This window comes from Chryseobacterium potabilaquae, from assembly GCF_902728265.1.
Lineage (GTDB): Bacteria > Bacteroidota > Bacteroidia > Flavobacteriales > Weeksellaceae > Chryseobacterium > Chryseobacterium potabilaquae.
Map to the genome: position 1 here is coordinate 1 of NZ_CACVBR010000015.1, position 13623 is coordinate 13623.

14 protein-coding genes are annotated in these 13623 nt (G+C 31.4%); 11 read left to right on the plus strand and 3 right to left on the minus strand.

Annotation, left to right across the window (positions count from 1 at the left end; translation table 11 throughout):
- Positions 1-142 precede the first annotated feature (142 nt).
- Complete coding sequence (locus CHRY9293_RS09550; protein ID WP_162032769.1) at positions 143-2290, minus strand: endonuclease MutS2; 2148 nt, start codon at positions 2288-2290, stop codon at positions 143-145.
- A gap of 59 nt (positions 2291-2349) precedes the next feature.
- Between CHRY9293_RS09550 and CHRY9293_RS09555 the strand changes: the two genes are divergently transcribed.
- Positions 2350-2856 carry a GNAT family N-acetyltransferase gene (locus CHRY9293_RS09555; protein ID WP_228455505.1) on the plus strand — a complete coding sequence of 169 codons (507 nt, stop codon included), beginning with the start codon at positions 2350-2352 and terminating at the stop codon, positions 2854-2856.
- A gap of 112 nt (positions 2857-2968) precedes the next feature.
- The gene (locus tag CHRY9293_RS09560; RefSeq protein WP_162032770.1) at positions 2969-3610 is read left to right on the plus strand and encodes a uracil-DNA glycosylase; all 642 of its coding nucleotides are present in this window, start codon (positions 2969-2971) and stop codon (positions 3608-3610) included.
- On the opposite strand, the gene CHRY9293_RS09565 is transcribed toward CHRY9293_RS09560, so the two are convergent.
- Together CHRY9293_RS09565 and CHRY9293_RS09570 are read right to left on the minus strand one after the other, a co-directional pair.
- Positions 3597-4076 (minus strand): hypothetical protein, encoded by a 480-nt coding sequence (locus tag CHRY9293_RS09565; protein ID WP_162032771.1) that lies wholly within the window; start codon positions 4074-4076, stop codon positions 3597-3599. The two genes, CHRY9293_RS09560 and CHRY9293_RS09565, sit on opposite strands and share 14 nt — an antisense overlap.
- A gap of 2 nt (positions 4077-4078) precedes the next feature.
- A complete protein-coding gene (locus CHRY9293_RS09570; RefSeq protein WP_162032772.1) occupies positions 4079-4570 on the minus strand; it encodes a DUF456 domain-containing protein in 492 nt (163 codons plus the stop codon).
- Between the two features lie 134 nt (positions 4571-4704).
- Here CHRY9293_RS09570 and CHRY9293_RS09575 point away from each other — a divergent pair, with 134 nt between their 5' ends.
- The 9 genes from CHRY9293_RS09575 to CHRY9293_RS09615 all read left to right on the plus strand — a co-directional run bounded on the left by CHRY9293_RS09575 (position 4705) and on the right by CHRY9293_RS09615 (position 13613).
- Positions 4705-5970 (plus strand): mechanosensitive ion channel family protein, encoded by a 1266-nt coding sequence (locus tag CHRY9293_RS09575; protein WP_162032773.1) that lies wholly within the window; start codon positions 4705-4707, stop codon positions 5968-5970.
- A 313-nt stretch (positions 5971-6283) separates the two neighbouring features.
- Entirely contained in the window at positions 6284-7003 is a 720-nt protein-coding gene (locus CHRY9293_RS09580; RefSeq protein ID WP_162032774.1) for a pyridoxine 5'-phosphate synthase, read from the plus strand.
- Between the two features lie 19 nt (positions 7004-7022).
- On the plus strand, positions 7023-7805 hold the full coding sequence (locus CHRY9293_RS09585) for an alpha/beta fold hydrolase (protein ID WP_162032775.1): 783 nt from the start codon (positions 7023-7025) through the stop codon (positions 7803-7805).
- Between the two features lie 109 nt (positions 7806-7914).
- A complete protein-coding gene (locus tag CHRY9293_RS09590) occupies positions 7915-8133 on the plus strand; it encodes a microviridin/marinostatin family tricyclic proteinase inhibitor (RefSeq protein WP_228455506.1) in 219 nt (72 codons plus the stop codon).
- Positions 8134-8343: 210 nt separating this feature from the next.
- Positions 8344-8571 (plus strand): microviridin/marinostatin family tricyclic proteinase inhibitor, encoded by a 228-nt coding sequence (locus CHRY9293_RS09595; protein WP_162032776.1) that lies wholly within the window; start codon positions 8344-8346, stop codon positions 8569-8571.
- A gap of 85 nt (positions 8572-8656) precedes the next feature.
- The gene (locus CHRY9293_RS09600; RefSeq protein WP_162032777.1) at positions 8657-9613 is read left to right on the plus strand and encodes an MvdC/MvdD family ATP grasp protein; all 957 of its coding nucleotides are present in this window, start codon (positions 8657-8659) and stop codon (positions 9611-9613) included.
- Positions 9606-10610, plus strand: coding sequence for an MvdC/MvdD family ATP grasp protein (locus CHRY9293_RS09605; RefSeq protein ID WP_162032778.1), 1005 nt, complete (start codon positions 9606-9608; stop codon positions 10608-10610). Before CHRY9293_RS09600 ends, CHRY9293_RS09605 begins: the two co-directional genes overlap by 8 nt.
- 220 nt (positions 10611-10830) lie before the next feature.
- The gene (locus tag CHRY9293_RS09610) at positions 10831-11847 is read left to right on the plus strand and encodes an NAD-dependent epimerase/dehydratase family protein (RefSeq protein ID WP_162032779.1); all 1017 of its coding nucleotides are present in this window, start codon (positions 10831-10833) and stop codon (positions 11845-11847) included.
- Positions 11844-13613 (plus strand): AMP-dependent synthetase/ligase, encoded by a 1770-nt coding sequence (locus CHRY9293_RS09615; RefSeq protein ID WP_162032780.1) that lies wholly within the window; start codon positions 11844-11846, stop codon positions 13611-13613. The genes CHRY9293_RS09610 and CHRY9293_RS09615 overlap by 4 nt, the downstream gene beginning before the upstream one ends.
- Positions 13614-13623 lie beyond the last annotated feature (10 nt).

The window sequence follows — 13623 nt, forward strand, 5'->3', positions numbered from 1 at the left end:
TTGTCAATCATAACTATGTAATGGTTAAAAATAATAAAAAGTGAGTTCCGAAAAATTTCTTGAGCTGTAAGAGCTCTAAATTTTCCAGAATAACTTTTTAACTTACACAGTTAGTGAGACACTACCTTATAGGTATAAAGAATTATATTCTTTCTAATTCATCAGCGTCAATGGTCGTTTTGAATGTTCCGTAATTAACAATTACTTTATTTCTGGAAATCTTTTCAATTGTTCCCACACTGGTACTTCCAGATATACGAACGCGTTGTCCCACTTTCATCCAAAGAGAACGTTCTTCTTTACGTTTTTCTTCCAGTTTTTCATTGGTTTCTGCTATTTTTTCAATAACCTCCTCTTTTTTCAATTGTTGAGTAATCTTTCGCTTGACAACCTGAAGTCGTTTACTCTCGTCTTTATCGGCTCCAATTTTTCTGAATTTTTCTTGTTCTAATAATTTCACGAAATCTTTTACAACATCCTTTCTTGATTTCCCTTTGGTATAACTTTCGATAAAAGTTTCAATCTTATTTCCAAATTGAAGTTTACGGTGTTCTTCTTCATATAGTTTTTGGAAATTATATAATTTTTGTTGAAGTTGATCATTCAATTTTTGAAGATTTTCACGTTTATCTTCAACGGATTCTTTTCTTTCTACAAGATCAGATTTTAGTTTTTCAACTTCAAATTTTTCTTGTTGCAGCTTTACAATTGTTTTGTCAAGATTTACAATATCATGTTCTACTTTTTTCTTCGCAGAATGAATAATAAATCTCGGAATTTTATTTTTTTCTGCTACTTCAAAAGTGAATGAACTTCCTGCTTGGCCTACTTCTAATTTATACATAGGCTCCAATGTTTCTTCATTAAACAACATGGCTGCATTTTGAGCATTCGGAAGTTGTTCTACCACTAATTTTATATTGGTATAATGGGTAGTGATAATAGCAAAACTTTTTTTATCATAGAAAAATTCAAGAAAACTTTCGGCCAATGCACCTCCTAATTCCGGATCTGATCCGGTACCAAATTCATCAATCAGAAGAAGTGTATTGGCGTCAGATTCGCGAATAATTCCCGACATTTTTTTTAATCGAGATGAGTAGGTGGAAAGATGATTTTCAATAGATTGATTATCACCAATATCTGTCATTATTTTGTCAAAGAAAAACATTTCCGATTTGGGATGAGTAGGTACTAAAATTCCACTTTGAATCATTAATTGAAGTAGGCCAACTGTTTTTAATGTAATAGATTTTCCTCCTGCATTAGGGCCTGAAATACAGATGATTCTGTTGTGATCTGTTAAAGTAAGGGTTTGGGAGAAAATTGTTTTATTTTCCGCTTTATTTCTAAGCCATAGCAAAGGATGAAATGCTTCTTTTAATCTTAATGTTTTATGGCGATTAATTTTTGGTAATACACCATTAATCAATTCTGCAAATTTTGCTTTAGCTCGTGTAAAATCAAGATCAAAAATATATACTTGATATCTCCAAAGTTGAGGCTGAAATTCTGATAATTCTGCAGTAAGTTGTCTTAATATCTTATCAATTTCTTTTTTTTCCTCTTCTTCATTTTCCCGAAGTTTGAAATAATGCTTTACCACACTATCGGGCTGGATGTAAGTGATAGAACCTGTTTTTGAAAGGCCTAAAACTCGACCGGCAACTCTTTTTTTAAATCCTGATTTTACGGCTAAAACTCTTTGATCATCAATAATTGTTTCTCGAATATCGTCCAAAAAATCACTTTGGCTATAAGTAGTTAAGGCACGATTGAAATTTTCTTGAATCGCTTTTTTAGCATGCTGTATTTCAGTTCTTAATGTTTTTAAAACAGATGAAGCCTCACTTTTTACTTCACCAAAACGATTAAAGACTCTATCTATTTTATCAATGATTTCTTTTTTGAATTCCAAAATAGAAACTTCCTCCATCAAAGTCGGGAAAGTTTCCGGCATGGTAGGAAAAAATTTTTGTAGCTTTCCTATCTGTTCTGTAATGGTTTTGATTTTGATGAAAGCATTGTTTTCAAGACGATAATTTTCGATGAGCATCAATTTCAATTCACTTTCAATATCCTCATACTCATCAAAGGGGATCGCATTTGAACTTTCAAAACTTGATAAATATTCAGAAGTTTTTTTCAATGAAAGCTCTGCTTCGTCAATTTCCATTGGCCGAAGTTGAAGAATTTTCTCTCTTGTTTTTGGAGAATAGGCAAAGGGCGAAATCTCCGCTAATAATTGCGGAAACTCTAATTCGTTTAAATCTTCTTTATTTATATACACACTGCAAATTTAGTGAGAAAATGTGATTATTATGTATATTTGAGATATTTACAAAAATTATGATTGAAACTAGGCGTCTCATATTAAAAGAAATCAATGAAAGTCATGTTGAAGATATTCTAAAAATTAGGAGTAATGAAGTAATTAATCAATTTGTAAAAAGAAATTCTCCAAAAACAAATTATGATGCATTGGAATTTATCTTACAGATTAAGAAAAGAACGCAAAATGAGGAAACATTCTATTGGGGGATTTCTTGCAAAACTTTACCCCATATTATCGGAACCATTTGTTTGTGGAATTTTTCTGAAGATAGAAAAACGGCGGAAATGGGCTATGAATTACTCCCTCAATATCATAGAAAAGGAATTATGTCAGAGGCTATGAAATCAGTTTTAAATTTTAGTTTTAATACTTTACATTTGCAAGAAATTTTAGCTATTACAAATAAGTTCAATGAAAATTCTAAAGGTCTTCTTGTAAAACATAATTTTGTTTTACAAAACAATATAAAAGATGAAGGCTTTCCTGAAAATATTGTTTTTAGCTTGAAGAAAGAACATTAGTTTTATAATTTTTCCAAAAGAATAGCTAATAAAGTTGAGCATTAATGCAACTTATTAGTCTATTTCTAAATGATAAAACGAAATAAAATTTTAATTATATACCATCAAACCCATGACCTGGACGGAAATTTTAGCTCCAATAAAAAATACAGAATACTTTACTAACCTTTGGGAAAAGGTGAAAAAAGAATATGCAACTACTAAAGTTTTCCCGCCTAAAAATCAAATTTTTAGAGCTTTAGAAATTACTCCTTTTGAAGATATAGAAGTTGTAATTATTGGTCAAGACCCTTATCATAATGATTACCAAGCTAACGGTTTGTGTTTTTCTGTTTCTGAACAGGTGACAGCACCGCCTTCTCTTAAAAATATTTTCATAGAGTTAAAAGATGATTTGGGGATTGTAAGAACGTCAAAAGAGCTGGATGATTGGGGAAAGCAAGGAGTTCTTATGCTGAATGCTACCCTTACTGTTCGGGCACATTCTCCAAATTCTCATAAAGATTTGGGATGGGAAAAATTTACAGATTTTATCATTAAGGAAGTCTCAGATAAAAAAGAAAATGTTGTTTTCGTATTGTGGGGAGCTTTTGCACAGAAAAAATCGGAACTTATTGATGCCAATAAACATTTTATTTTAAAGTCCGCACATCCATCTCCGTTTTCTGTTCACAGAGGCTTTTTTGGAAGTAAGCCTTTTTCAAAAATTAATGCATATTTAGAATCAAAAGGAAAAAAGACTATTTCGTGGTAGGACTGTTTTCATCTTTATTGATAGTAATTCCGATTTTATATTGACCCTTTAATGATTTTACAGGATTTTGTGAGCTTGGATAAGGAGCCACTTCATGTAGTGATATGGAGTACCCATTGAATTCAGCAGAGTTATGATAGTTTTTTCCATCATTATTCGTCGTGGCAAGGGATATAGTTATAGGTCTTGTAGCTAGGCCCATTACTTCAATTTGTGCAATGGCAACACCAGCCCAAATGCAATTGACATCTTTGGGACATCGACTATCTTCACTAATACCTTTGAAAGTGACATTCATTTCATATTCTTTTAGGAATTTATTTTCTCCTTCCTTAAAATAAATGATATTTTCCTTTGTGCTGGATTCCATATTTTTTGTACGAAGGTCTGTCGCAGTACTTTTTTGAGCATTACAATTGAGAAGAAATAATAGACCCAAAGAAACTATAATGATCTTGTATTGCATATTTATATAATTTTAAGCATATCTAATATTACTACCAAAAACATAGCCACTCCTACAACGAGACTGAAACCTGTGCCATAAATAAATCCAATGAAAGCTCCTTTTGTTGATTTCAGTGCTTTATTCATGTCTTTACTGTCATGGAGTAGTTCACCAATAAAAACCCCGGCAAACATTCCTATCAAAAATCCTAAAGGAATAGGTAAAAACATTCCAATAATAGTTCCCACAATTGATCCTATGCTTCCCCATCGGGTTCCTCCGTATTTTCGGTTGGTTTTTGCGGGAATTACATAATTCAGCACTGCGGAAATGACGGTAAGAATTCCGAATGCCCAAACGTATATAATAGGAAGATCCGAGTCCGTTCCGAATTTATAAATAAGCAGACCACAAATACTTAATAATAATCCTGGTAGAATAGGTAAAAATGTTCCTAGAATTCCAAGAAATAGTAAAATAAGACAAAGTATATAAATGAGTGTCGTATCCATTATATTAAAATATAAATGCAAGATATAAAAAAGAATGTTTGATATGATATCTTATTCATTTTAATATGATAATTATTGACAAATTATGATGATAGCTTTCCATAAGTTGTTTGTAATTTTATAAATTTGCTGTAATGAATGATCAAATAACAGATACAAAAAATTTTTTCCAAGAGTTAAGTGAGCAACTATATATTTATATTAGTGGAATATCGCCGACGGGTCTAGACTGGATTTTTCATATTATAGTAAAATTACTTTTACTGGGGATTGTTTTTCTGGTGTTGGATCTTACGTTTAAATTTACTATTAATTATATTTTTCGTTTTTTCCAGAGTGAAGAAAAATATCCCATAATAAAATCTATTTATAATTCTAAAATTAGCAATTCAATTGCTCATTTTACCGCTTTATTATTTATTGGAGGGATACATGAATCTATATTTGTAGGAGCTTTACCCAAAACAACTGTATTTATTGTAAGAGCCGTTAATTTGGGCCTTGTCTTAATTCTCGCCGGAATGCTATATCGTACTTTAACCGCTTTTAGAAATTATTTTACTATTAAGCAGGATTTTTATAAAATCATGGCGTTAAATGCAATTTCAGAAACGGTGAAAATCTTAGGGGTTTTTATATTTTCTATTGTCGGAATTTGTGTCATATTTGGTATTAAAGGAACCACGATAGTTGGAAGTTTAGGAGCAATTACTGCTGTTTTGGTATTGGTTTTCCGTGATACTATTTTAGGTTTTGTAACAGGTATACACGTAGCAACTTCAAAAAATATGAAAGTAGGGGATTGGGTAAGTATTCCTAAATATAGTATTGAAGGAAATATTGCTGATATTAGTCTTTTGACGACGAAAATACATAATTTCGATAAGACTATTTCTACCATTCCTACTTATGATCTACTCACTACAGAAATTAAGAATATGCAGGTAATGTCTGAGTCCAACACACGAAGAATCAAAAAATCTATTTACTTCAATATCAATTCTTTTAAATTTCTAAGTGATGAGGATATTGAAAGATTAAAGGATATTAATTTAATTTCTGAGTATCTTAATAGGAAAAGTACGGAAATACGGAAAGAAAAAGAAAGTCTTAGTCATAGTGATAAAATGATTAATGGAAGGCAGCTTACCAATATTGGGGTTTTTAGATATTATGCTCAAAAGTATATCGAAAACGATCCTGATGTTGATGAAAATGGTGCAAAAATGGTTCGGCAGTTAGAGATTACGCCACAAGGTTTACCTTTGGAAATATACTGTTTTGCTAACGATTCCAAATGGGAAAACTTTGAACAAATTCAAGCAGATATTTTTGATCATCTATTAGTGGCCTCTAAAGAATTTGATTTACAGGTCATGCAGGTAAGTGTGAAAATCTAGTATAAGAATTTACTTTAATCAATATTACAGGAATGTAATAAGTGGTGATAATAGAATTAAATTATTTAATGCTTCTCTACAGTTTTTTGAACTGGTTTTCTAAAACTTGGGTAATAGGGTGGACTAGATCGCTAGAGGTAAAAAAGATGATTTTAGTATTTGGGATTTGGATTTTATCTATAGCTTTGTACCTGTATAATGATCAAACTGGACTGATGGTGCTTTTTGTTTTAAGCATGATGCATGTACTTGCTGAGTTTCCACTCAATGCTTTATCCATCAAGATGATATTTCAAAAAATTATTAAAAAAGAATGACAAAATTAAGCGTAAATATTAATAAAATTGCCACTTTAAGAAATGCGAGAGGTGGTGAAACGCCAAGTGTAACAGAAGCAGCAATAAAAATTCAGAAATTTGGCGGGCAGGGCATTACGATTCATCCTAGACCCGATGAAAGACATATTACAAGGAAAGATGTGTATGATCTTAAACCGTTGGTAACGACAGAATACAATATTGAAGGGAATCCACATAGACCATTTATTGATATGGTTTTAGAAGTTAAGCCGGAACAGGTTACGTTAGTGCCGGATGCTGACGATGCTATTACTTCTAATGCAGGTTGGGATACAAAGAAACATTTCGATTTTCTTACTGAAGTTATCCAAGAGTTTAAAAAAGCCGGAATCCGTACGTCTATATTTCTTGATCCTAAACCAGAACTTATTGAGTCAGCTGCTAAAACTGGGGCTGATAGAATAGAATTATATACAGAAGCATATGCTAAAGATTATACTTTAAATAAAGAGAAAGCCATACAACCCTATTATGAAACAGCATTAGTGGCTGCTGATTTTGGATTGGGACTCAATGCTGGACATGATTTAAGTTTGGATAATTTAAAATATTTTTCGGATACGATTCCTAATTTATTGGAAGTATCTATTGGTCATGCTCTTGTTTCGGAAGCCTTGTATATGGGGCTAGAAAATACTGTTCAAGCCTATTTGAAGAGATTGGCAAAGTGGTAATGTTATAATCAAGAATTGTATGGAAATTTTAAACTCAAAAATATTTGGCGAAAATTTATCGTCTACTCCTTTATTGGTATTTCATGGATTATTTGGTATGCTTGATAATTGGAGCACTTTTGGAAAAGACTTAGGGGAGAAGCTTCCTGTCCATCTCATTGATCTTAGAAATCATGGAAGGAGTTTTCACTCTGATAGTATGACGCATGATGATCTTGCTAATGACATTGCTGATTATATGAATCATTATGGGATTGAGAAAGCACATGTGTTAGGCCATTCTTTGGGAGGAAAAGCGGTTATGCAGTTTGCAATACAATATCCGGAAAAAGTAGATAAGCTTATTGTAGTTGATATTTCACCCAAAGCATATCCACCTCATCACCAAGGGATTATTAAGGCTTTAGAAGAGGTTGACTTTAATGTTGTTAACTCAAGGAATGAAGTAGAAGCAGTCTTAAGTCAATATATTCCGGAAAAATCTGTTATTCAGTTTTTGACAAAAAATTTATATTGGGATGATGATAAAAAGCTGGCATGGAGATTTAATCTTAAAACCTTGTCTGAAAAATATAATGAATTTGTATCTAATGCAATAAAGTTTGGGATTTTTGAAGGAGAAACTTTATTTATTGCCGGAGAAAAATCAAATTATATTTTACCACAGGATGAATTTGCGATCAAGCAACAATTTCCAAAAGCAAAAATCATAATAATAACAAAAGCAGGGCATTGGGTTCAAGCAGAAAATCCTATAGAGTTTATGGGGGTGGTAACGAAATTTCTGTTCCCTAATTCATAGGCTTAACTAATTCTTTTTTTTCAAAAAGAAAAACTTTTTATAATATATCACTATGTGTTGAATTTTTTTTGTACTTTCGCTGAGTCAAATTATTAAAATTTTTTTTATTATGAAAAAGAATTCAGGAAAAAAACCATTCTTTGCATCACTTTTAGAGAAACAAATCCAGGAGCCTAAAAACATAACAGGAGGTTCTGGTTCTCCTTCTACAGCATCACCTACAGATGCTGAATCTTCAAAATTACTTAACAGTATAACACGTCCCGGAAGTGACCATGTGACGTTAAAATATCCTTCAGATGGGGATGAAGACGTAAATGTAATGTAAATTTAAAAATAATCACTGCTTTTATATTCAAATCTTGAGACTTCCTTAGAAGTATTGATTATTGACTGAAATCAGATGTCGTGACGTTTCTACCAAAGATATCATCGCGACATCTTTTATTTTATCATAAAAATCTTAGTGATAGAAGGTATGCTCAAAATACCTCGAAAATGATGAGGTACAAGAATTAGATTCTTTATAATTTAAAATATGAAACTAAAAAACTCACACAAAACTCCTTTTTTTGCAACACTCTTAGAAAAACAATGTAAAGATTCCGAAACAATAAAAGGAGGTATCAATACTTCAACTCCCGAAAGAGATTTTGTTACGACTGAAATTGTAGAAACAATGGTTATTCAGGAAAAAATACTCGATTATACTATGAAATTTCCGTCTGATGGAGATGATGAAGCTTCTTTTAGTATTAGAGCATAATAGGCTAATGACTTAGCAAAAAATAGTAATGAAATTTCAGAGGAGGCTTACACTATAAGTTTCCTTTTTTAATAAATTAGTAATAATGATTCTTTGCATCACTCATTCTCAAGATTTTTATAACATCGATATATTTTTTAAATACCTGCAATCTAAAAATATTCCTTATTTCAGATTAAATTCTGATCATTTAAATCATTTATATAAAATTAGTATCAATGAAAATTCATTTGAATTGACAGATGATCAGGGAAATTCTGTACATTCGGATGATATTCAAGGAATATGGCATCGTAAAGCTTGGGAAATAACTATTCCTGAAGAGCTAGATGATGAATATAAAAAAATATTTCTTAATGAATACCGAAATCTTCGTTATAATATTTTAACCATTCTAGAGCATGTTCCATGGATTAACGCTTATGAAAATGAGAGAAAAATTGACGGAAATAAAATGCTACAGCTCAAAATTGCCAAAAAAAATAATCTCTCCATTCCTGAAACAATATTTTCAAATGAAGAGGAAAAGATTAAGACCTTTTTTAATGAATATGGTAAGGGAAAAGTCATTGCTAAACTCCACGGAGTCATGGCAAAAACAATGAATGGAGAAAATCTTTTCTCTACCACTATAATTGATGAAAGCACTTTAGAGCATATTTCAGACATTATATATTGTCCTATGATTTTCCAACCTTACATTCATAAAGAATATGAATTAAGGATAGTATATGTAGATGGAGAGTTTTTTACCGGAAGGATTAACAATAAAGAAAATGCAGATTGGCGTATTGCACAAGGAGATTATTTTTGGGAAGAATATGAGCTGCCTGAAAATGTGAAGGTAAGCTTAGATGCTATGATGAAGGAAATGGGATTGTATATGGGGGCTATTGATATGATAAAAGGAGAGGACGGGAATTATTATTTTTTGGAAGTCAATCCACAAGGAGAGTGGGGAATGCTACAGAAAGACTTGAATTTTCCTATTGCAGAAAGTATTGCAGATCATCTTATAAAAAGAATAAATACCAATGAATAAAATTTTAATTATTACGCATACAAAAGATAACTTTTCAATTGAAAAAGTAACTGAATATATAGAAAAAAATAGCTGTGAAGTAATTCGCTTCGATGTGGATTTATATCCTTTAGAAAATAAACTATCAACTGTTTTCCAAGATGGAAGTTGGATTAGCTTTCTAGAGACCTCCGAAAAAAAGTATCGATTAGATGATATTAAAGCAGTTTGGTACAGAAGAGCATATAATATGGGAAAGGGTTTAAAAGATGAATTAGATCCTAAATTTTATGGTGCAGCAATGGGAGAGGTTCGCAATACCCTTTTTGGTTTTTTAGAATCCATAGACGCTTACTCTTTAGGTAAGCCAAGTATATATCGAAGATTAGATAGTAAAGAAGAGCAGCTTAAAATAGCTGAAAAAATAGGATTTAACATTCCTGAAACATGTATTACCAATAGCCCGGAAATAGCTCGAAAATTTATAGTAAAGCATCAAAATGTTATAGGGAAAATGCAAACAGGTTTTGCTATCTATGAGGATGGAGTGGAAAATGTAGTTTTTACTAATGTTATTGATGAAGGAAAATTACAGGAATTAGATTCTTTAGTATATTGTCCGATGCAATTTCAAAGAAGAATTACGAAGAAAAAGGAATTAAGGGTGACAGTGGTTGGTCAGGATATTTATGCATTTGAAATTGATTCACAACAATCTGAAGAGGCATCTATAGATTGGAGAAAAGATGGGGTAAATCTTCTTGATAAATGGGTAAGAACAGAACTTCCTGCAGATATAGAAGAGAAAATAGAAGAATTATTAGATGTTTATAATGTAGATTATGGAGCAATCGATATTATAGTGTCTCCGGAAGATGAATATTACTTTATTGAAATCAACGCAGCAGGGGAGTTTTTCTGGTTAGATAACCTTACTCCAGATCATCTTATTTCTAAAAGTATTGCCGATATTTTATGTAATAAAGTACCCAGGAGAGATAATATGGTATTTGCTTAAAGAATGTTCGGGAAATTGTTTTTAAAACCTTTCATTGGAAAGGTTTTTGTTCTTATAATGGGCAATGAAATGAATATAATATAATTGAAATAAAATTGAGTTATGCATTAAAAGTCGCAAATTTGCATGACGTAATTTTTATGGTGTACTTATGAGAATGTAAATTGCCAGATAAAGAATATTATTATAATTTAGTCAACAACCAAATAAAGGATAATATATGGTTTTTGTAACAGGAGCGACCGGAATTTTGGGTAGAGTGATTGTTTTGGAACTTCTTAAAAGAGGTAAAAAAGTATATGCAGCCAAAAGAGCGGGAAGGAATTTGTATGATGTAAAAAATTCATATAAATTTTATACGGAGAATTCGAATGATTTCTTTAATAAAATAGAATGGGTAGATATAGATTTTGATGATATTAATTCATTACGAGATATTTTAAATAAAGGAATTGAGGAGGTCTACCATTGTGCTGCCAAAGTAAGCTTTGATCCTAAGGATGAAAAGGAAATGTATCAGACTAATTTGAAAGGTACAGAAAATTTATTATATGCTTGCGAAGAAGCAGGTATTAAAAAATTTCTCCACGTAAGTTCTATTGCTGTTCTAGATAATTTCAACGAGCATGGTGAGCTTGATGAAGAGTCTGATTTTAATCCTAAATGGGAACATTCTGCCTATTCCATTACAAAACATTTGTCTGAGATGGAAGTATGGAGAGCATCTGCAGAGGGATTAAATGTGGTGATCTTGAATCCGGGAATCATTATAGGAACAGGAAATTGGAACCAGAGCAGTGGTGAGATTTTTTCTACTTTTGAGAGAAATAGGGTTACCTTTTCTGGAGGTTCTGCCTATGTAGATGTAAGAGATGTGGCGAAAATCGCTATCGAACTCATGGAAAATAATATTTTTGGAGAACGTTTTATTATTGTTTCTGAGAATAAGAAATATTCTGAAATAGGAAAGCGGATTAGAAAAAAGCTAAAACTAACAGAAGCAATGATTCTTTCTGAAAAACAACTTAATATAGGATTGATTGCCAATAGACTTTTTGGATGGCTTATTCCTAAATTAAGAATGATCACAAAGTCTAATATAAGATCTATATCTTCTTTTAATATTATTTCTAATCAGAAAATTAAAGAAAAATTGAATTATCAATTCATTCCAATCAAAGAAAGTATTGATTTTCATCTTAATAATTATATTAACGATAAAAAGTTGAAAAAATGAATTTGGCAGAGGCTATTATCAGTAAAAATGTAGAAAAACATGCCATAAAATCAGCAATTGGTTTTAATAAAAAAGGAGAAACCTGGAAAGAATTGAGTTGGAAAAAATTTGGAGATATAGTTTTTAAAACAGCCAATGCACTTAAGAATATAGGGATTCAAGAAAATGATAAAGTCGCAATTTATTCGGATAATTCTTCTGAATGGATGATTTTTGACTTAGCTTCGTTGTCTTTAGGTGCAATTTCGGTTCCTATTTATTCAACTAATAATGGGGAACAGGCAGAATATATCATTAATGACTCCAATGCAAAGGTAATTTTAGTAGGTAATCAGTATCAATACGATAGTTGCCTTGAAATAATAAAAAAAGGAAATACTCAGCTTCATACTATCATTGTTTCCAAAAAAGCAGTTTGGATTAATAAAGAATTGAACAGCTTTTATCTTGAAGATTTTATTGCAAAGGCCTCTTCAAAATTAGATATTTGTAAAAAAGAATATGATGATATTGCTACCCTAATTTATACTTCCGGAACAACGGGAACACCAAAAGGGGTTATGTTAACTCATGGAAACTTTCTTAACGCGTTTGAAGCCCATTTTGAGTTTTTTCCCTTTGAAAAATTTGAAGAGGAACTTTCCTTAGCCTTTTTACCTTTAAGCCATGTGTTTGAAAGAAGCTGGAGCCTATTTTGTTTATACGGTGGAGCAAGGGTCTATTTTCTTGAAGATCCTAAAGATATAGTAAAAACCTTAAGTGAGGTAAAACCCACTATGATGTGTGCAGTTCCAAGATTTTTTCAAAAAGTATATGCAGGGGTATTGCAAAAAGCGGAAGAAGGATCACCTGTTAAAAAGAAAATATTTGATTGGGCATTGGAAATAGGATGGAAAGTTGCAGAATTAAAAAGAAATGAAAAGGTAATTCCTTTTAGTTTACGATTAAAAAATTCTGTTGCAGACATGTTGGTCTTCAGTAAGATAAAAGAAAGATTGGGCGGCAGGCTTTGGTTTTTACCTTGTGGGGGTGCTTCTTTATCTCCTGAAGTAACTCGATTTTTTGATTCTGTTGGAATTCATATTACGGTTGGGTATGGTCTCACGGAAACAACGGCCACTTTAACACTTTTCCCTTTAACCCATTTTGAGCATGGAAGTAGCGGACAACCTTTGCCTGGTGTTGAGGTTCGTATTGGAGAAAATGATGAAATCCAAGTAAAAGGAAATAGTATTATGAAAGGATATTATAACAAAATGGAGGAAACCCAAAAAGTTTTTACAGAAGATGGCTGGTTTAAAACGGGAGATGCTGGTAAATTTGACGATAAAGGAAACTTAATCATTACGGATCGGATTAAAGATTTGATGAAAACATCCAATGGGAAATACATTGCACCGCAACAAATTGAAAATATTTTAACCAATAATAATTATATTCAACAAATTGTATTAATAGCAGAAGGGAGACAATTTGTATCCGCATTAATTGTTCCTAATTTTGAATTTTTACACGATTTTATTACGAAAAATAATATTTCTTTTACCAATTGGGAGGAAACTGTAAAAAACGAGAAGATCATTAAATTGTATAAAGAAAAAATCAATGAATTACAAAGTCATTTGGCTGAGTTTGAAAAAGTGAAAAAGTTTACCTTAATGCCTTCTGAATTTGATATCAATACAGGTGAAATTACGCCAACATTAAAGGTTAAAAGAAATGTGGTTCTAAAAAAATATGAAAATATCATAGAGAAGATGTATTAAAAACTAGATT

Bases quoted from the DNA above. Each gene is read 5' to 3' on its own strand.
- CHRY9293_RS09555 (WP_228455505.1), top strand. From the start codon at position 2,350: ATGATTGAAACTAGGCGTCTCATATTAAAAGAAATCAATGAAAGTCAT.
- CHRY9293_RS09560 (WP_162032770.1), top strand. From the start codon at position 2,969: ATGACCTGGACGGAAATTTTAGCTCCAATAAAAAATACAGAATACTTT.
- CHRY9293_RS09565 (WP_162032771.1), bottom strand. From the start codon at position 4,076: ATGCAATACAAGATCATTATAGTTTCTTTGGGTCTATTATTTCTTCTC.
- CHRY9293_RS09570 (WP_162032772.1), bottom strand. From the start codon at position 4,570: ATGGATACGACACTCATTTATATACTTTGTCTTATTTTACTATTTCTT.
- CHRY9293_RS09575 (WP_162032773.1), top strand. From the start codon at position 4,705: ATGAATGATCAAATAACAGATACAAAAAATTTTTTCCAAGAGTTAAGT.
- CHRY9293_RS09580 (WP_162032774.1), top strand. From the start codon at position 6,284: ATGACAAAATTAAGCGTAAATATTAATAAAATTGCCACTTTAAGAAAT.
- CHRY9293_RS09585 (WP_162032775.1), top strand. From the start codon at position 7,023: ATGGAAATTTTAAACTCAAAAATATTTGGCGAAAATTTATCGTCTACT.
- CHRY9293_RS09590 (WP_228455506.1), top strand. From the start codon at position 7,915: ATGAAAAAGAATTCAGGAAAAAAACCATTCTTTGCATCACTTTTAGAG.
- CHRY9293_RS09595 (WP_162032776.1), top strand. From the start codon at position 8,344: ATGAAACTAAAAAACTCACACAAAACTCCTTTTTTTGCAACACTCTTA.
- CHRY9293_RS09600 (WP_162032777.1), top strand. From the start codon at position 8,657: ATGATTCTTTGCATCACTCATTCTCAAGATTTTTATAACATCGATATA.
- CHRY9293_RS09605 (WP_162032778.1), top strand. From the start codon at position 9,606: ATGAATAAAATTTTAATTATTACGCATACAAAAGATAACTTTTCAATT.
- CHRY9293_RS09610 (WP_162032779.1), top strand. From the start codon at position 10,831: ATGGTTTTTGTAACAGGAGCGACCGGAATTTTGGGTAGAGTGATTGTT.
- CHRY9293_RS09615 (WP_162032780.1), top strand. From the start codon at position 11,844: ATGAATTTGGCAGAGGCTATTATCAGTAAAAATGTAGAAAAACATGCC.